The sequence below is a fragment of the Spiroplasma syrphidicola EA-1 genome (genome assembly GCF_000400955.1).
Taxonomy (GTDB): Bacteria; Bacillota_I; Bacilli_A; order Mycoplasmatales; family Mycoplasmataceae; genus Spiroplasma; species Spiroplasma syrphidicola.
Genome location: NC_021284.1, coordinates 379,942 through 400,148, shown reverse-complemented (window position 1 = coordinate 400,148; position 20,207 = coordinate 379,942). Strand labels below are relative to the sequence as shown.

The following is a 20,207-nucleotide window of genomic DNA, read 5'->3' as shown; positions in this document are numbered from 1 at the left end:
TAAAAAAAATAAACTAATTATTGTAAAATAGTTTAATTAAATAATTCGTTACTTCTAGTTTATTTTTTAAAATATTAAATGATAATTTTAAGTTTAAGAATATTAAGTACAATGAAATTTCTGAAATTGTAAACTTATATTCAAGTTCGGAAATTTCTGTTTCCACAGCCTGAACTTCTTCTGAAATGCTATCATAATCATCTTTGACAGCGCTATTTTTTAAACTAGCTCTTTCTTGTAAATCACTAATATCTAAATTAATATCACTAACTGTTTGCATTAGCTCATTTAAACGTTGTTCAATTTTTTCTTCGCGTAATGTCATATTACTATCTTTATGTTCCATATTCTCACCTACTTATGAATATAATATATCATAAATATTTAAAAAAGAAAGTATCTAGCAAAAAACTAAATTATCTTAGGCTTTTTCCTTAAAAATAAAAAAACTGATAACAAATCAGTTTTTTTCTATTTAGTAATTAATTACTAATCCTTTTAAGCGGGTTACTGAATTAATCGTTTCGCGAATTCCTTGCACCCCTTGCCCTGAATCTTTGATTCCTAAAAATGGGAATGAGTCTGGGCCACGTTGTGATTTACTATTAATGTTTACTGTTCCTGTTTCTAATTGCTCAGCGATTAAAAAGGCATGATCTAAATTGTTTGTAAAAATACTTGCTTGTAACGCAAAATTAGAATCATTAGCAATTTTAACCATTTCAGCAAGTGATTTACAACGAATAACTGGTAAAACAGGGCCAAATGGTTCTTCTCATGCTAATTTCATCGCTGTTGTAACATGGTCAAGTAATGTTGGAGCTAATAAATTTCCTTGGCGCGTATTACCTGTTACTAATTTTGCTTGATGGGCTAAAGCATCATCAATTAACCCTTGAACAAAATCAGCTGATTTATCATCAATAATTGGAATCACTGTTGCATTATCTAACGGTGAACCAACTGTTAATTTTTCAACTTCTGTTTTTAACATTGCAACTAAATCATCAGCTACTTCTTCTGCGACTAAAACTCGTTTAATTGCGGTACAACGTTGTCCTGAGTATGAAAAGGCCCCGGCCATTATTTCTTTAACTGTTTTAGCTAAATTAGCATCCCCTAAAACTAAGGCTGGATCTTTTCCCCCTAATTCTAAGACTAATTCTTTTCCATTACATTTTTGTTTAATTTGATTTCCAACATTAACTGAACCAGTAAATGAAATTAAATCAATTTCGGGGTTTGTAATTAATAAATCCCCAATATCACGACCACGACCAGTCACAACATTAATTACGCCAGCTGGAAATTTTGCTTCATGAAATAATTTTGCTAAAAATAACCCTGTTAAACTACCATTTGTTGCTGGTTTAAAAACAACGGTATTTCCCATTACTAAACTTGGAGCAATTTTAGAAATACTTAAGTTTACTGGATAATTAAACGGTGAAATTGCTAGAATAACTCCTTTTGGAATTCGGGAAAATATTCCTAATTTATTTTTAATATTTCACCCATCTCCTGTCATTGTTTCTGGATGAACACGTTTTGCTTCTTCAATTGTATAGTCAATATATTCAATGCTTCGTTCAATTTCAACTTCCGCATCTTTAATTCCCTTTCCAACTTCATAAGCCATAATTTTTGCTAATTCATTTTTATGTTCCAATAGTAATTGGCTTCAATGTTTTAGTAGTTTAATTCTTTCAAATAAAGTTGTTTTTTTTCATGTTGCAAATGATTGACGAGCAGCGCTAAAAGCTTGATTAATTTCGTTCGCTTTTAAAGCTGGTACTCTTCCACATGGTTTTAAATCAATTGGGGAAATAATTTCAAGTCATTCATTATTATTAATCATTTCGCCATTTATTAAGGCGTTCAATTCTAAATTCATTTTTCTCTTCTCCTTGCTTCTGGATACATTTTATTATTTTTTTAGTAATAATAAAAGAGCTTTTTCAACTTAATTAATTTTATTTCTTCCTAAAAAATCAGCTAAAATATCTTGGGCTCTTTTAACATAAGCATGATATTTTTCTAACTTTGAAGTAAATTTTTGGTCAATTAACGGGGGAATAATCCCAAAATTAGCTTTCATTGGTTGAAAGTTATTTTGATCAGCATGCAGAATATAATTAATCAAAGCCCCTAGCATTGTTTCTTTAGGAAAAATAACAGCTGGTTGCTTTTCCAAATAATTAACAACATTTAAGGCCGTTACAATTCCACAAGCACTAGATTCAACATACCCTTCCACCCCAGTAATTTGTCCAGCAAAAAAGACATTAGGATGTTCTTTTAACTGTAAGCGCTCATTTAATAATAACGGGGTATTTATATAATTATTTTTATGAATCACCCCATAACGAACAATATTTGCTTGTTCTAATCCGGGAATTAATTGGATAAGTCGTTTTTGTTCGGGAAACTTGAGGTTGGTTTGAAAGCCAACGAGATTATATAATGTTCCCACGGCATTATCTTGGCGTAATTGAACAACGGCATAAGGTCGTTCATCCTTGTTTTGCCCTAATCCCACTGGTTTTAAGGGCCCAAATAATGGCGCTTGAATACTGCGCTTTGCCATTACTTCGATTGGCATGCAACCTTCAAAATAGATTTCTTTTTCAAACGATTTAAGTTCAACAGTTTCAGCGTTAATAAGTTCATTAACTCAATGATCATATTGTTCTTTGGTCATTGGGCAATTAAGATAATCGGCACTATCGCCCTTATCATAACGAGATTTAAAATAAGCCTTTGATAAATCAATGCTATCTTTGGTAACAATTGGGGCCGCAGCATCAAAGAAATAAAAATAATTGGCCCCAATTAACTCTTGTAAGGCTGTTTGCATTTTTGGGGTTGTTAATGGTCCTGTTGCCACAATTGTTATTTTTGTTAAATCAATCGCATCAACTTCTTCATCAATGACTTTAATATTAGGATGATTACGTAAATAAGTTGTAATAGCATTAGAAAAGAGATCACGGTCAACCGCTAAAGCATCACCAGCTGGTACTTGGTTAGCTAAAGCATTTTTAATTATTAAAGAATCTAACTGCGCCATTTCGGCTTTTAATAATCCGACCCCGGTTGTAACGCTATTACTGCGTAAAGAATTTGAACAAACTAACTCAGCAAAAGTATCTTGTTTTTGAACAGGATTTTTTTGTTTTGTTTTTACTTCATATAAATTAACAAAATAACCGCGCTTTGCTAATTGATAAGCGGCTTCCGTCCCAGCTAAGCCAGCACCAATAATATTAATTTCTGTTTTTTTCATCCTTATTCTTGCTCCGCTGTTAAATTAGCATATTGTTTTAAATAGTCATCATATTTATCTTGTTCAACTTTAATTTTTTCTGGACTTGCTTTGGCTAAAAAATTAGCATTTTCTAAAATACTTTTACTACGAGCAATTTCTTTTTCTAAACGGGCTAATTCCTCCGTTCTTTTTGATGTTTCCAGTTCATTATTAATAACCCCTTCGGCTTTTAAATAAACTGTATAATGTTCTAATGGTACCGCAATGTATTCTTTACTTTCTCCAAATGATGTTACAACGTTACTAATATCACTATTTACTAACCGAATAATAAACTTATTAATACTATCAAGAGCTGTTGCTAATTCTTGTTCTTGTTCACCAGTTGTTTTAATAATTAAACTTAAGGCTTGTGTTTTTGGAATTTGATATTGCGTTCTTAATTCCCGGATTAAACCCGTAATCTTTACCACTTCATTTAAGAAGTTAGTTTGATAAGTAAAGGCAAAAGCCGGATACTCTTCAAGCATAATTGATGGTTTTAAATTTAGGGTTTGATAAATTTCCTCAGTAATAAAAGGAACAAACGGATGGAGCATAATAATAATTTGTTTTAAAACAAAGAATAAAGTTTGCTGTGTTCCATTGACAACTTCTTGGTTATCACTTCCTAAATTAACTTTTGCTAACTCAATGTATCATGAACAAAATTTGTTTCAAATAAAATCATATAAGTCTTTTGCTACTAGCACAAACTCATATTTTTCCATATTAGCTTTTACCGCTTTAACTGTTAAAGTCAACTCTGATAAAATTCAACAATCAATAATTGATTCTTGGTGTTGTTCGATAAGTGGTTTAATTTCATTTTGATAGTTAGTGAATGGTTTAAAATCTGTTGGACGATTCATTTCGACAAATCGCGCCGCATTTCATAATTTATTTAAAAAGTTTCAAGCAGCTTTAATTTTTTCTTCCGAATAACGTAAATCTTGACCAGGGGCACTATTCGTTACTAAAAAATAACGTAAAGTATCAGCCCCATATTCACTAATAACATCCATTGGATCAATTCCGTTCCCTAATGATTTACTCATTTTTTGACCTTTTTCATCACGAATTAAACCATGAATTAAAACATCATTAAATGGTTTATTATTAGTGAACTCTAATGATTGGAACATCATTCGTGAAACTCAGAAGAAAATAATATCATAACCGGTAACTAAAACATTAGTTGGGAAATAATGGTTAAATAATTCTTCATTTCAGTTTCATCCTAATGTTGTAAATGGTCATAACGCTGAAGAAAATCAAGTATCTAAAACATCTTCATCTTGATATCAATCAGTTTCGTTAGGTGGTTCTGTTCCAACAAAAACTTTACTTTCATCATCGCGATGATATCACGCTGGGATTTGATGACCTCATCATAATTGACGAGAAATACATCAGTCTTGGATATTTTCCATTCATGTTTGTAATGTTTTATCAAAACGGTGTGGAAAGAAATTTATTTTATCTTTTGAACTTTGGAATTTTAAAATTTTGTCAGCAAAATAATCCATTTTAACAAATCATTGTTTTGATAAATAAGGTTCAACAACAACCCCACTACGTTCAGAGAAACCAACTTGGTGAACATGGTCTTCAATTTTAACAACTAAATCTTGGGCCGTTAAATCATTAACTAAATTAGTACGAGCCGTAAAACGATCTTGACCTTGGTATTTACCCGCCATTTCATTTAATGTACCGTCTAAATTCATACAAATTGGCATCGCTAAATTATGACGTTTCCCAATTTCAAAATCATTTGCATCATGGGCGGGGGTACATTTCATTGCTCCCGTTCCAAAATCTTTTTCAACATAATCATCACAAATAACTGGGATTAATTCCCCATTGGCGGGATTAATAACTTGTTGATGCCAATATTGTTGATAACGTTCATCGGTTGAATTAACAACAACACATTGATCGGCAAACATTGTTTCGGGACGAGTTGTGGCAATTGTTAGAAATTCGGTTGTACTATTCGCTAAAAAGTATTTAAAATAATACATTTTACCAACTTGTTCTTGGTAAATTACTTCAATATTTGATAACGCTGTTTTTTGTTTTGGATCTCATGAAATGATTCTTTTTCCTTGGTAAATTAATCCTTTTTCGTAAAGGTCAATAAAAACTTTTTGGACTGCTGACGATAGGTTATCATTTAAGGTAAATTGTTCTTTTGAATAATCTAATGCTAACCCTAATTTTGCTCACTGGTCACGAATAATTTGCGCATATTCTTCTTTTCATTCTCAAACTTGATCAATAAATTTTTCCCGACCTAAATCATGGCGCAATTGATTTTTTGTCGTTCTTAAGCGTTCTTCAACTTTTGCTTGGGTTGCAATTCCCGCATGATCCATTCCTGGTAAATATAAGGTATCATAACCATTTAATTTTTTATAACGAATAATTAAGTCTTGTAAACTGGTATCTCACGCATGGCCTAAATGTAATTTTCCTGTTACATTTGGAGGTGGGATAACAATACTAAAAGATGGGTTATCTTTTGTTATTTTTGCGGTGAAATAACCTTTCTCAACTCATCCTTGGTATTTATCTTGTTCAACATTTTGGGGATCATATTTTTTAGCTAATTCTTTTTTCATTTTAATGTTTTTCCTTTCTAAATAAAAAACTCCTATTAAAAAATAATAGGAGCAATTATTTGCATAACTACGGTACCATCCTGATTTTAATAAAATAAAAATTTTATTATCTTAATTTAAGATATTAAATTATCAGATTAGCAACCTTCATTACATTAATAGGTTAATTTTTCAGCAATCATTAACTCTCTGTAACTATTTATCGTAATTACTCCTCTAATCTTGTCATAATAATTATAATAAATATTTGAATAAAAACAACTATACCATAAAGAATTAATACTATTATTATCTATATTACTAATTTGAAATTCATTTTTTCCTTTGATTTTTTAATGAAAAAAAAACAAAAACAATAACTTTTAAAGTTATTGTTTTTAAATAATTATCTTAATTTTTTGGATATACTGATGCTTTTGTTTTATTTTTTCCAAATTTTTCAAATTTAACAACACCATCAATTAAAGCAAATAATGTGTCATCTCCACCACGTCCAACATTTACCCCTGGGTGAACTTTTGTTCCACGTTGACGGTAAATAATTGAGCCAGCATGAATTGCTTGACCATCTGCTCTTTTTGCTCCTAAACGTTTTGAATGTGAGTCACGACCATTTTTAGTTGACCCAACTCCTTTTTTAGAAGCAAATAATTGCAATCCTAATAAAAATTTCATCATTATTGTTCGACCTCCTTTAGTTGGATATACGTTTGATATTGTTGATATATCGTTAACAATTGATAATACATTGTTTGTAAGATTATCTGCAAGATATCATCATCATTTAATACTTCAATGACAATTAACCCATCATCAATTGTAAAATTACAACTATGTTCTTTGATTTGATCAATTGCATTTAAAGTTCCTGTTGAAATTGCTGTAACAGCGGCACAAACAAGATCTTTTCCTGATTCGGCTTGTAAGGCATGCCCGGTAATTTCAACTTTTTTAATTTTATTTTCAGTTTTTATAAAATTAATCTTTATCATCTTTATTTATCTGTGTTTTTGTCTTCTGCTGGTTTTTTAGCAGCTGTTGTTTTGGCAGCTGTCGTACTTGGTGATTTTGGTTTTGCTGTTGTAGTTGTTGTTTTTGGCGCTGCTGGTTTAGCGGTTGCGGGTTTTGACACAGTTGCTGGTTTAGCTTCTGCGACTTTTTCCCCTACCGGTTTTACCTCAGCAGCAGGTTTAACAGCCGGCGCAGCTTTTGGGGCTGCTGGGGCAGAACTTGCTGCTGGTGCTGTTTTACTTGCACTAGCTCCTGTTAAAGAAATTTCTTCAATTTTAACTTTTGTATACGGTTGACGATGCCCATATTTTTTATGAACATTTTTCTTTGGTTTATAATGAAAGACAACAATTTTCTTTTGTTTTCCTTGCTTCATAATAACCCCCGTTACAGCAGCCCCTTTAATTGTTGGTGAACCAATTTTCCCATCAATCATTAGGACTTCGTCAAAACGAACTTTATCTCCTTCAACACCTGTTAACATTTCTACAAAAATTTCATCACCTTGTGATACTTTAATTTGTTTTCCACCAGTTTTAATAATTGCAAACATTTATTTACACCTCCAGTTTATACTCGCCTAGTAAGTAGATTCGTGTTTCAAATCCTTTTGGTACTTAAAAGTCAAAGAGCGGTTGAAACTGAAACAACCATAATTAATTATAACGATATCTCGTTAAAATACAATAAGATATTTATTTTTTTTATTTTTTCACCAAATCAGATTAGATTGGGCTATAATAAAACATATAAACTAGCATGGGAGAAACAAACAAGTATGAGGCGGAAAAAATACCGGTTAAATTATAAAGTAAAACGAATGTTCAAGTTCAAAGGGGCGGTTGAAGCAACCCAATTAGCCCAAAATTTTGTGCGTTATATGACTAACCCTTTTATTGATCAAACTTTAAAAAATGAGCTAATTGACCATGAAAATGAAATCTATATGTCCGATATTATTAGTGATGAAGGGTCAAAATATACGATTGCCATTAGTACCCAGTTAGATTATCAAGAAGATGCTGAACGGGTAAAAGAATTAGTCCAAGATTATGTTGATAATGACCTTGATTTTATTTGATATACAATTCGGGATAAAATTGATATCCAAGAAAACCAGTTTTTTGAATCAATTGGGTTAGTTCAAAATGATAACTTAATTGGGATGATTATGGATGTTAAAAAATTGAAAAAACAACAGAAAAATGTTGATGATCAAACGATTAAATTCCGACGAGTTAATAATAAAAAAAGATTAAATGACTTTAGTAACATTCTTAAAGCAGCAATGGGACCAAAAAGTTGAGATTATTTATTTTATAAAACATTATTAAAATTAAATAAAGATGATGATGTTGCGGAAATTGATTTATTATATAAAAATGACCAACCAGCAGTAACAGGAAACATTTATTTTGAAAAAGACCTTGTTATTATCGATGATATCGCTACGCACCCTGATTTTCGTCACCAAGGGTTGGCAAAGAAAATGATTAATCATCTCTTACATCGTGCCGTTTCCCATGGTTATGACTTAGTCGGTTTAATTGCGACTCCACAAGGTTATAATCTTTACCGAAAAATGGGTTTTCGCCCGATTAAGCTTTATTTAACCGAATATGTAACAAAAACTAGTAAAAGTAACCTTGAACAAATTGCCACAAAAATTAGTAAAGGAAAACTGAAAAAACTACAAGTTGTTAAAAAAGATAGTTTATTGGCAATGGTTAATAATATTGTCTGTGAAAAATGTCAGGAAAAAATTGAAGATCCGCAGTACATTACTACTTTAACAAACTTACCAAACTTTAGTATTAATAACTATCATAAAAAATGTTATCACTTTTCAGCCAAAGAACGTTGAGTTGTTATTAGTGAACAATAAAAAACTTGGTCCCTATTCTTTCGGGTTAACCAAGTTTTTCTTTGTTTTTCTAAGATGATGTGTTTCGCTAATTTGATCATGTTCATAATCATCTGGTTTATCAATCAGTTTTGTCCGATATTTAAACCAAAAGTAGGCTAAAATTGGAATAATAATCGCCGCCGAACAAAGATCGGTTAGACCAATAAAAATATAGAAGAAGATTGGGTTCCCAGTTTTAACACTAACAGCATAACCAATCCCAATTAATGGTAAAATAACAATCACTGTTCGTAAACTACTTGTAAGTGTTGCTAAGAATGAACGATTAATTCCTTGGAATAATGTTAAAGCAATATAGGTAAACCCACAAAATGGATACGTTGCAAAGTTAATAACAATTCATCAACGATATTGCACAGCATATTCATGGGGAAAGGCAAATAATTCCATCATTTGCTGTCCAAATGAAATGATAACAATTAACATTAAAACAAATCAGGCAATGATAATGATGCTAACTCGTTTTAAAATTTGTCAAATCCGTTGGTATTTTTCGGCGCCAAAATTATAAGCTAAAATTGTTCTTGATCCTTGCGTCATCCCAATTCCCGCCGATAAAATCAAGGTCATTCACGGTACCATTGAAGAGTACAATTCTTGTAAGACCGAAACCCCATCATTAAAATCTTGATTTGGTAATTGAACAACTAACATTGTTGAAACATATGAAGTAATCACAATTGCCCCATTAATAATAAAGTTTGGGAATCCTGCCCGCATAAACTGCCAAATATTGTTTAATTTAATATTAACTAAATTAGCTCAGGTAAATTTGGCATAACTATCTTTTGTTTTAAAGACAATGAAAAATCCTCAAATTACTTGGACAATTCATGAAAAAACTGTTCCTAACATGGCTCCAGCCATTTCTAAATGAACAACGCGCATAAAGAAAATTGCGACCCCGGCATTAATTGCTAATGAACTAACAACCATTGCCATTACTCATTTCATTCGTCCTTCACTACGAATTAATGAAATAAAGTAATAACTTAAAAACATCATTGGTGTTGCTAATAACATTGGAATTGTATAATTTCAACATAATGCTTGGGTAATTGGATTAAAATGTGACCCCATTTGAGAAGTAATAAAAACTGCTCCTCATCCAGGATAAACGAGACTAAAAATAATAAAAGAAATTAAAATTGAGAATAATGTTGTTACCGCAAAAGCATTTCCTGATAACTCTTGCATTTTATGAGTATCACGTTTCCCAAAAGCAATTGAGAAATTCATTGCACAACCCATCCCAAACATAACACTAAAAGCTCACAATAAATTATATGTTTGTGAAGCATATTGTGTTGCAACATTAATAAATGAGCGCATATCAGCTAAGGGAATTTCATTTACCAATGTCCCCTTCATTTGATTATACATATCAATATAGTATTGATTATGAATTGCATCTGGTGCCGCAAAGACTTGGGCTAAACTTTTATCTAAAATATTGTATAGCCCTTGCACAATCATTAAAAAAACGGTTGGCAAACAAAAAATTAAAATGGTTTTTCAAGGTTTTTCATAACGTAGCGTTTGTTCACGTTTTGTTAAAACTGTTGTCACAATTTTGTTCCTCCTTTTTGTTGTAAATATCTGTTTGCATTTTCTTCATAAATGCTGAAAAATGGTTTATACCATCAATAAAAAAATCTTTAAATTGATTTATATCTTCCAACCATTATTATATCGGAAAAAATCATTATTTAAAGATTTTTTAAAATATTTTGTATTATGAAACTAAGGCTGATGCCTGACCAAAGTTCTTATTATTTGAGAAAACAACATCATCATAAATTTTTGTAATATTAGTAAAGTATGGTTGAATCCCAATTAAAATAATTTTTTGTTCAAAAGCGGCAAAGGCAATCCGTTTAATTTCATTTTTTGTATCATTTAATTTAATAACATAAGAATCAGCAAATTGGTGAATAATTTCATAGCCCAATTTTTTAATTTCTTGACCCAATTTTTCTAGCATTTCTGGTTCCATTACCGTGAATTGAAAGTAATTATGTGAAGCATTAATAACTTCGCCATAATAGACAACTTTTCCATAATTTAAAATCGTAATTTCATCGGCAATATCTTGTAACTCCGATAAAATATGCGAACAAATTAAGATTGTTTTACCCTGATCACGTAATTTGATTAAATCATTAAATAATTCTTGGCGCGCTGTTGGATCTAAATTAGCAGCTGGCTCATCTAAAATCAAAACTTCTGGATCGGCCATTAAAGCTTGTGCTAACAGAATTTTCTTTTTCATCCCTGATGAAAACGTATTAGGATTTTTTGATTTAAACTTAATTAAATTTAAACTAACTAAAATTTTGCGGGCTTTTGCTTTTGCTTCTTTATAAGGAATTCCCCGTAAATATCCCATTTCAGCTAAATACTCTAAAGATTTTAAATGCTTCGGAAAACGAGCATTTTCAGGAATATAACCAATTGTTTTCTTGGCATCAACAGAAGTTGCTTCTAAACCATTGATATAAAATTCGCCATTTGTCGCAATAATCGCTCCAATTAAAGATTTAATTGTGGTTGTTTTACCACTACCATTAGGACCAATAAACCCATGAATTTTACCTTTTTTAACGCTAATATTAATGTTATCAACTGCGGTAAATTTTTTAAATTTTTTGGTAAAATTTTTAATTTCAATTGCTAATTCTGGATTAGGGTTAATATTATTAACCTTTTTTTTAAATAGCGCTTTCATCATTAAACAAAATCCTTTCTAGTAATTGATCATACTGATAAGGCAGCTATACCAAGACTAAAAATGGTATAAACGGAAATCATTACTGGTAAATTGACAATTTCAACTGGAGCAGCAAAATTAGCACCAATAGAATAAGTTGTAAAAATATCACTACCAGATTGATATTTTACTGGGTATAATTGTGAAGTTAAAAAATTATTTAATGGTAACATTGGCAAAAACCCATTAGTTCCTTTGTTTCCTGTTCACATTACCATTCATTGTTGCCAAATGTTTAAGTATCCCATTAAACGATAACTTAATTCTTGTTTTTTGATTTTGTCAATTGCCTTATTAACATTGTCAATATCATTATTGGTTTTACCAAAACTTTGGATTGGTCTTAAAATTTCTGATATTAGATTATTAGTAAAATAATGAATTGTATTTAATGATAAATCATTAAAATATAATCCTTTTGAATTGTTACTTTCATATGGTGGGTTTAAAGAACTAGATACTAAGTCAAATAAATTACCGAAAGTTGTCCCTGTAATTTGTTTTGATATATCATATAAGTCAATTAATCTTTTGACAGAATAATTTTTTGAGTTTGGAGTAAAAAGTTCCTTTTGATATCACTCATTCATTAGTTGTAGAATTGCTTTGTCTTCTGGGGTTGTAATATTAGTTGTATCAAAATTTTTAATTCCTAAATCACCAACAACATTATTTTTTCATGATAAAGTAACTGGTTTTTTAGTTTTAACATTTTCATAAAAATTAGATAATAAATTGATTCCCAAATTATCATTTTCTAATATTGTAAAATTTTGACCCCCACTGTATTTTGGTAAACTAACGTTATCTATTGTTAATTCATGATCGCTAACAAGATTATTCATTAAAGGATAAGTACTAGCATTAGTTAAAATATATGTTCGATATCCTTCCGATGAAACATTAGGTTTTTCAGCAATAATTTTCTGAGCTTCCTTATTAATATTGGTTAAATCATATTTTAAGGAAAAGTTTCCTCAATTACTAGAATTTTTAAGTGTTAAACCGTCACTGTTAAGGTTTCAAATATCTCAACCCCGAATATCTGTCATATTTTTAAAGACATTTTTGTTTGTGCTATTTAATGAAATTTTCTTTTTAGCAGAATCAGATGTAAATGATAAAAAAATTGAACTTGGATTACTGTTATTTGAAACATTATAAATAAAAGGCCCCAAGGCACCAATTAATGATAAAAATCCTAGGATAAAAAGAATTCCAATTACCCCTTTGCTACCAATTATTAACGATAATAAAATAGCAACACTTGATAATAAAAATTGGATAATAATTGCTGTTAAAAACATATATGGTAAAGCACTATATATCGCATTAGTTAATAACTGCCCTAATTCACCAGTAACATAACCAAATAAAGGTGGAATAAATAATACAATAATTGCATAACCTAAACAAATTAATTGTAATGATAATCATTTTTCAAAAATCATTTTAAAGCGAGTAATTGGTAAAGACGCCATAATTAATAATGTTCCATCATCTAATTCGTCCCGAATAATTTGGACCGATTTAAAACCTATATACATTGCTGTAAAAGAAAAATAAAAAATAAAGAAAATCCACAAATAAAATGTTAATTGTTCGTTTATAGCATTATTTAAATTACTACCAGAATTTGAAAAACCCGTAAAGGCTAAAACTAAAATGGCATTTGTAACCATTGTAATTGCTAAAAGGACATAGGTTGACGGTGACTTTAACATTTTAATTAAACTATAACGAAAAATTTTTAATGAAAAAGCATTCTTAAGTTTTTCTTGGAACTTCGATGTTTTTTGATTTTTGTTCTTTAAAACTGAATGATTCATTTTGATTTCCTCTCTTTTTTAATTATTAATTATTAATAATTAATAATATTTCATAAAATAGTTTAAAAATAGTTTTACTATGTGCTAATTTTATTAACACTCAAAATGATTGTATCTGTTTTTCTAATCTTTATCAAATAATTTTTTGCCCCGTTCTTTGGCCTTTTCTTTTTTTATTTTTTTAATTGAGTTTTTAATATGTTCCCGGCGGATTTGTTTAGTTAAATTATCAATTTCTTCTTTACGTTTTTTCTTATAACCTGGTTTAACTTTTTTGTTATTATTTTTTGTTTTATAGCGATTAATAATTTTATTAACTTCATTTGTTGTTGTTTGTGGTTGATATTTTTTCCGAACTGGTTCAAGGTTAATAGTTACTAATTCATTACTACTATTTCATTTTTGATATTCAAAAGTGATCCCTCACTGTTCTAATTGTTTAACTAAATTTAAGTTTTTCGTATCGTATAAGACATAACTTTTACCAGTATACTGCCCCCGTCCAGTTCGACCACTACGGTGAATATAGTATTCTAGATTATTTGGTAAATCAATTGAAATAACATGGCTAACCCCATCTAAATCAATTCCCCGTGCTGCAACATCGGTTGCAATAACATATTTAAATTCCAGATTTTTAATTCGTTTAACCATTTGTGTTCGTAAGCGTGGTTCTAACCCAGCATGTAATTGACAAACTGAATAACCATTTTCACGGAGTAAATCAAAATAACCAGGAATTTCTTCACGGCGATTAACAAAAATTATACATAAATATGGATTAATTGTGGCTAAAACTTTTAACAAGACCTTCCCACGATCTTGATGTTTTGTCGGAATTAAAACATGTTCAATATTTTGGTTAGTTACCGTTGATTTATTTACATCAATAAAATGGGGATTTTTTAAATATTTTAATAAAAATGGTTTTAATGCTTCAGCAATTGTTGCGGAAAAAACAGAAACTTTAACATCATTATTTACTTTACTTAAAATATAATCAACATCATCAATAAACCCTAAATCAAAAATCATGTCACATTCATCAATAATAAATGATGATAGTTTTCCAAAGTTTAACGCATCTGCTAGAAAAAGATCTTTTAACCGTGTTGGGGTTACCACAATAATTTGTGGTTGAGATTTTTGTAACTGCTCAACTTGCCGCTTAATATCTTCCCCTCCAATAAAACAACCAACTTGTAATTCTGGTTGGTATGTTTTAAAAAAACGAATATTTTCATAAATTTGTTTAGCTAATTCTCGAGTTGGCGTTACAATAACACTTTGAATCCGATTTAGCTGATAATCTAAATTATTTAATATTGGCAAAATAAAAGCATGACTTTTTCCAGTACCAGTATTAGCTAAACAAATAACATTTTGATGTTTCTGTAATAATGGGATTACTTGTTCTTGCACTAAAGTTGGTTCTGAAAATTTTAGATCAACTAATCCATCATTTAAAAATTTTTTTAATCCGAAACTACTAAATTGCCCCATTATTTTCTTCCTCAATTTCTGATATATTAAAAATTATAGCAAATAAAAAATGAAATTAGGTTAATTTCATTTTTTATTTTTTTCTTTTCAATAAAAGTTTACTAGCTTTATATTGTTCTTCATAAAAGGCTTTTTCTTTAATAAAAACATTATTTCGTTCAATAATTATTTCTGCCCAATATTTTTCAACATCTAGTAATTTGTCTTTATTACTAATTCCTTTTTTAAAGGCTTTTTTAGCTTTCCTAATTTCTTTTTTGCTTCCTTTATTGGCTTTTTGTAAACTATTCTTTGCATCAATATACTCAATTGAATACTGACAAATCATTGCCCGATATAACTTAACTGTTACTCAACTCGCAATCAGAGATAAAACTGGGACAGCAACAATAATTCCTGTTAATAATCCCCCAACTAAAGCGGCAAAGTTTAACCCTGTTGTTAATTCCATGTTTAATCAGTCAATTACACCAGCTTCATTTGAATAACTTTGTGCTCATTCTAAAATATTATAAGTTTTACCTTCAAAAATAAATGTTGCATTATATCCTCAAGCAAAAGTTCCAGTATTTGCTAATTTTAAAACAGTTGGAAAGCCTAACTGTTGAATTAATTGAAAACCATTACCACTAAAAGTATGAATTTGATTAATATTAGTTGGTAAATCACTATTATTATCTCAATAGTATCCCGAATATGGGAGTGCTAAAAAGGTTAAACATAAAATTAAAATTATAATTGGAATTGTCCAAATAATTGAAATCCCTCATTTACCAAATGATTTCATTTTTTTCCTTCTCTCTAATTTTAGAAATTAAGTTTTTTGCTAATTACTTAGTTTTTTTGTTTTTTAGCAGTTACTTTTTTGGCTGGTTTAGCCTTTGAAACTACTTGCGCTGGAATAGTATTTGATTTTTTTACCGTACTAGTTTTTTTTACACTACTTGGTTTTTTTCCTAAACGATCGGCAATTAAATCTTCTGCTCGAAAAATCCCTGAAGCTGCTGAACCATCTTTTTCACGATAATCTTTAAAATTTTTACTTTCAACTACCCCTGTTTTACGATTAATTGAAATTAACATTGCTGGTGTTGCCTTAGCAATTGCATCATTTTTAATTTCCAATCATTTTGCTCTTTGAATTTTATCAAACATTTCTTTTGTCATTTTTTGCTTTTCTTTGATAGCTGCCATTCTTAAATCCCCTTTATATCTTAATCTATATAATATAATTATATAATTTTTTTAGCAATTATTTTAAAAATTAATTAAAAGTTTTAAAATAATAAATTAATTAATTTTTCTTAAATTTTATTTTGATTTATAAGAATTAATTACTATTTAATTCTCAAATTGTTCCAGTAACAGAAGCAGCTCAAATTTTACCATTATTTAACTTAATGCCACAAGTATAAAAATCTTCCTTAATGTCAGCTAACTCTTTAAAAGATCCATCAGCATTTAAATGTAATAATTGTGATTCAAATCCTAAAGCAATGAATTTATCTTCGGAAAAATAAATAAACTCTGTAATAACGGGAATTGATTTGTCTAATATTGTTTTAACAATGTTTCCATCTAAATCTAATTCAAAAATTTTAGTATCGTTATCAATATAAGTTGAGAATAAAATAGTTCCATTCTCCAATTGAAATAGTACCGAGTTTCATTTTGTACTAGTAATCCCAGTATCAATTTTGGTAACATCATTCCAATTTGATTGATTTAATTGATATATTTGATTATGCTTTCCAACTGCTCATAATCTTTCATCTTGCAATTTAATTAAACTTGTAATTTCATCGTTAAATTGCTCATCGTTAGTTAAATGTTCCGATGGTTTTCCATCTAAAAATACTTTATGTAAGATACTTTTATCATCAAAAACCAAAAATTCATTTTCAGTAATTTGTAACATCATATTAACTCAAAGATCTGATAGTTTTTTAATAATTTTCCCTTCTGAATCTAATTCGTAAATTCCCTCACTAGTCCCAAAAATAATTTTATTATCAGATGTCATTATTATTTTAGTTGGTAAAATTCCTTGGCCATTAAATTCACTGTTTACTAATACTTGCTCTGTTCCAATGCTGGCATTAAAAATTCTGTAATGAACAATTTGCTGACTATTTGGAACATAAAAAACGCTATCTTCTTTTGCTACTACAATTGCTTGGGTTGCTGTAATTGAATCTGCCAAAATCATAACTTCTTCTTGAATCAAATTTGGATTTGCGGCAAAAACAGCTTTGATAATTAGTTCCTCTTCTCTTTCTAACAGATCACCAATATTAATTTTTTCTAAATCATCGGAAATTTGTTTTATCCCTGTCGTACTAAAATATATTTTTAGTTCTTCATCCTCAAGATAATAACCATTATTAGCCTTAGCAGCTAAAACTGCTTCTAAAAGAGTCCCCCCAGTACCAATATTTGAAACTGCATTAATTTCTACTTTTTCTTTTGATAATAATGAGTTTTCGGCTTTAATCTTTTCTAACATAATTTCTTTATTTAAATCTTCAACTGGCGTTGTAAAATTTGAAATTTTAATATGTGTACTAAGTGTAAGTTTTTGAGCAGCAAAATGAACAATCACAGTTGAACTAAAACTATAAATACTACTTGAAGATTTTACATAAATTGTTGCTCGATCTTCACTAATTTCTTTTACTAATAAATCTTCAACCACCAAATTTTTATTCTTAACTTTAGCTGCTGTTAAAATAGTTTGTTCACGATTATCTTCAATCACTGCTAATTGATTTTCTTGCAAATGCTGTTCTAAATTAATACGACTTGGGATTTGTTCAGGTAATGGATTAGAAATATTTGGAGTAGTATGTAAAAAATATCATCCTAAAAAACCAGAAAAACTAGCAAAAATTAATAAAAATACTAAGCCAAAAATAACAATAAGTCTTCGTGTTTTATTAGTATCAAGATAATGTCTTTGATTCATGATTACCATATTTCTCTTTAAATCAATTAAGTGACGATTGATATTATCATTTTTTTGGCTATTAATAATAGTTGGCACAGTAAAAAAATCACTTGGTAACAATTCATTATTATTATTATTATTATTATTATTATTACTTAACTTTTGTTTTTGATTGTTTGTGATATTATCAATTGTTTCTTGTGATAACACAATTGCATCGTTGGTAATTGGTAATTTTGGGACAGTATTAGTAAAAAGATTATTTTTTCATAGAAAAACATAAGAATCATTTTGACAATTAATCAGTGCTAATGGCGTAATCCCTTTATCATCACCAATCTTACGTTCCTTATCAATAACACATTTAAATAATTGTAATTCTTTTAATAGTTCTGGTAAGTTCTTTCTAATATATAAAATTAATTGTTTAAAACGTGCTTGACACTTCGCACACATTTTTTCATAAAAACCTTGCATTTTGTTTTTCATTTTGTTCTCCTAAAATAATATTAGTGGTAAAGATTATACCAAAGCATTATAAAAAGAGCAAATTATTTTAAAAAAATAATTAAAAGAGATTTATTTTTCCCCTAAAAAATATGCTATGATTAAATAAAATTAAGAAATAAATGGTGAAAAATGAATGTTATTAAAGTTACCCCTCGCGGTTATTGCTTGGGAGTTGTTAAGTCAATTAAATGAGCAAAAGATGCGGCTAAGCAATATCAAGATAAAGAGATTTTTATGCTGGGCTATTTAGTCCATAATCAACATGTAGTTAAAGAAATCATTGATTTAGGAATTATTCCAATTAATGATTATAAACAAAACCGCTTGGACTTATTAGCAAACTTACCAAATAATAGTGTAGTTATCCTCTCAGCGCATGGTAGTGATGAACGGATTAAAACTTTAGCTGCGCAAAAAAATATTATTATAGTAGATACCGAATGTGAATGAGTTACAGCAACAAAAGATTTAATTCGCGAATATTTAGCAAAAAAAGACTATGAAATTATTTTTATTGGTAAAACTCACCATCCTGAAACAAATGCGATTTTATCAATTAGCCCCCTAATTCATTTAGTAACAACCGTTGCTGAAATTGAACCAATTATTCCAAAACTTGATCACACCAAGAAAATCCTCATCACTAACCAAACAACTTTATCAAAAATTGATATTGAAGATATTGTTCTTAATATTAAAAACCGTTTACCACAACAAATGATTGAATTTAAAAATGATTTATGTAATGCTACTCTCGAACGACAAAACGCGGTTTTGGCATTAGATTCAGATCAAATTGATTTACTACTTGTTGTTGGTGATAAACGTAGTAATAATACTTTAAAGTTAGTGGAAATGGGAGAACGCAAAAATATTCCTTCTTACCGGATTAATGATAAAAATGATATTAAAGCGCAATGATTAGAAAATATTAATACTGTTGCTGTAACAGCTGGAGCATCAACACCAAGTAATATCCAATTAGAAGTAATTAAATATTTAGAAGAGCAATAAAAAAAACATTATTATCGGTAGTTAATAATGTTTTTTATTTTATAGGAGCTAATTGTTAAGTCCGGAAATTTTTCGATTAAATATTGGGTAAAAATTTTTGTGTAGTAATTTTCCATATAATGATTGAAACAAATAACATTTAAGTTTTTTTCATTAGCTATTACTCACTCAGTTCATTTTACTTCGCCAGTAATAAATAAATCAATTTCCGCAGGTAGGCTATTAAGATAACTACCTCCCGCCCCAGCACAAATGGCTACTGTTGAAATTTTCTGATTAAAATCTGGCAGATTATGTTGAACAACATCAATTTCAAAAAGGTTTTTTAAATTATCACTAATTAGGTTAGCGGTTGTGTTAATTGTCGCCACTTTTAAGATATGATCATTTTTTGTAAAGCTATGAATCTCTTCTCCCGCTAGGGTTGCTAAAATCGCTTCATTCATTTTACCGTCAAAATTAGTATGCGTTGCATAGACGATAATATTATTTTCATCTAATAACTTAAAAATTTTATTTTTATAGGGTACCTTTTGTTCTTTTTTTAATTTTTCAAAAACAAAAGGATGATGCGTAATTATTAAATTAGCCTTTGTTTTAATTGCCTCGTTAATAACTGCTGTTGTCAAATCAAGGGCCACCATGATTTTATTAACAGCAATTGTTTGCTTACCATATTGATGCCCACAATGATCTCATTTTTCTGCTCATCGCAAGGGGAAGTCAGCTTCAATTATTTTAAAAATTTCTTTCGCTTGCATG

General features: G+C 29.4%; 16 protein-coding genes and 1 pseudogene. 2 read left to right on the top strand and 15 right to left on the bottom strand.

What is annotated here, in order from left to right; genetic code table 4:
• Window positions 1-13: 13 nt before the first annotated feature.
• The 7 genes and pseudogenes from SSYRP_RS01830 to rplU form a co-directional block, all read right to left on the bottom strand.
• The gene (locus SSYRP_RS01830; protein WP_016340609.1) at window positions 14-346 is read right to left on the bottom strand and encodes a hypothetical protein; all 333 of its coding nucleotides are present in this window, start codon (window positions 344-346) and stop codon (window positions 14-16) included.
• 129 nt (window positions 347-475) lie between these two features.
• Window positions 476-1,894, bottom strand: a complete 1,419-nt coding sequence (locus SSYRP_RS01825; RefSeq protein WP_016340608.1) for an NADP-dependent glyceraldehyde-3-phosphate dehydrogenase — start codon at window positions 1,892-1,894, stop codon at window positions 476-478.
• A 69-nt stretch (window positions 1,895-1,963) separates the two neighbouring features.
• Window positions 1,964-3,286, bottom strand: coding sequence for a methylenetetrahydrofolate--tRNA-(uracil(54)-C(5))-methyltransferase (FADH(2)-oxidizing) TrmFO (gene trmFO / locus SSYRP_RS01820; protein ID WP_016340607.1), 1,323 nt, complete (start codon window positions 3,284-3,286; stop codon window positions 1,964-1,966).
• 2 nt (window positions 3,287-3,288) lie between these two features.
• Complete coding sequence (locus tag SSYRP_RS01815; RefSeq protein WP_016340606.1) at window positions 3,289-5,934, bottom strand: valine--tRNA ligase; 2,646 nt, start codon at window positions 5,932-5,934, stop codon at window positions 3,289-3,291.
• A gap of 390 nt (window positions 5,935-6,324) precedes the next feature.
• Window positions 6,325-6,609, bottom strand: coding sequence for a 50S ribosomal protein L27 (gene rpmA / locus SSYRP_RS01810; RefSeq protein ID WP_041611930.1), 285 nt, complete (start codon window positions 6,607-6,609; stop codon window positions 6,325-6,327).
• A 2-nt stretch (window positions 6,610-6,611) separates the two neighbouring features.
• Complete coding sequence (locus SSYRP_RS01805) at window positions 6,612-6,926, bottom strand: ribosomal-processing cysteine protease Prp (RefSeq protein ID WP_016340605.1); 315 nt, start codon at window positions 6,924-6,926, stop codon at window positions 6,612-6,614.
• A gap of 278 nt (window positions 6,927-7,204) precedes the next feature.
• Window positions 7,205-7,498: pseudogene (rplU, locus tag SSYRP_RS05250) on the bottom strand (50S ribosomal protein L21); the annotation flags it as partial.
• Between the two features lie 225 nt (window positions 7,499-7,723).
• Here rplU and SSYRP_RS01795 point away from each other — a divergent pair.
• Window positions 7,724-8,830: a GNAT family N-acetyltransferase gene (locus SSYRP_RS01795; RefSeq protein WP_016340603.1), complete on the top strand. Its 1,107-nt coding sequence runs from the start codon at window positions 7,724-7,726 to the stop codon at window positions 8,828-8,830.
• A gap of 12 nt (window positions 8,831-8,842) precedes the next feature.
• Here the strand turns inward: SSYRP_RS01795 and SSYRP_RS01790 are convergent, their stop codons facing one another.
• The 7 genes from SSYRP_RS01790 to SSYRP_RS01760 form a co-directional block, all read right to left on the bottom strand.
• On the bottom strand, window positions 8,843-10,441 hold the full coding sequence (locus tag SSYRP_RS01790; protein WP_016340602.1) for an MATE family efflux transporter: 1,599 nt from the start codon (window positions 10,439-10,441) through the stop codon (window positions 8,843-8,845).
• 166 nt (window positions 10,442-10,607) lie between these two features.
• The gene (locus SSYRP_RS01785; RefSeq protein ID WP_016340601.1) at window positions 10,608-11,603 is read right to left on the bottom strand and encodes an ABC transporter ATP-binding protein; all 996 of its coding nucleotides are present in this window, start codon (window positions 11,601-11,603) and stop codon (window positions 10,608-10,610) included.
• Window positions 11,603-13,471: an ABC transporter permease gene (locus SSYRP_RS01780; protein WP_016340600.1), complete on the bottom strand. Its 1,869-nt coding sequence runs from the start codon at window positions 13,469-13,471 to the stop codon at window positions 11,603-11,605. Before SSYRP_RS01780 ends, SSYRP_RS01785 begins: the two co-directional genes overlap by 1 nt.
• A gap of 123 nt (window positions 13,472-13,594) precedes the next feature.
• Window positions 13,595-14,974 carry a DEAD/DEAH box helicase gene (locus SSYRP_RS01775; protein ID WP_016340599.1) on the bottom strand — a complete coding sequence of 460 codons (1,380 nt, stop codon included), beginning with the start codon at window positions 14,972-14,974 and terminating at the stop codon, window positions 13,595-13,597.
• A gap of 73 nt (window positions 14,975-15,047) precedes the next feature.
• A complete protein-coding gene (locus SSYRP_RS01770) occupies window positions 15,048-15,761 on the bottom strand; it encodes a hypothetical protein (protein WP_016340598.1) in 714 nt (237 codons plus the stop codon).
• 47 nt (window positions 15,762-15,808) lie between these two features.
• Entirely contained in the window at window positions 15,809-16,168 is a 360-nt protein-coding gene (locus SSYRP_RS01765) for a hypothetical protein (RefSeq protein ID WP_016340597.1), read from the bottom strand.
• Between the two features lie 136 nt (window positions 16,169-16,304).
• On the bottom strand, window positions 16,305-18,410 hold the full coding sequence (locus tag SSYRP_RS01760) for a ligand-binding sensor domain-containing protein (protein ID WP_016340596.1): 2,106 nt from the start codon (window positions 18,408-18,410) through the stop codon (window positions 16,305-16,307).
• Window positions 18,411-18,560: 150 nt separating this feature from the next.
• On the opposite strand from SSYRP_RS01760, the gene ispH reads away from it, so the two are divergent.
• Window positions 18,561-19,445, top strand: a complete 885-nt coding sequence (gene ispH / locus SSYRP_RS01755; protein WP_016340595.1) for a 4-hydroxy-3-methylbut-2-enyl diphosphate reductase — start codon at window positions 18,561-18,563, stop codon at window positions 19,443-19,445.
• An 11-nt stretch (window positions 19,446-19,456) separates the two neighbouring features.
• On the opposite strand, the gene SSYRP_RS01750 is transcribed toward ispH, so the two are convergent.
• Window positions 19,457-20,206 (bottom strand): Nif3-like dinuclear metal center hexameric protein, encoded by a 750-nt coding sequence (locus tag SSYRP_RS01750; protein ID WP_016340594.1) that lies wholly within the window; start codon window positions 20,204-20,206, stop codon window positions 19,457-19,459.
• Window position 20,207: the final 1 nt, after the last annotated feature.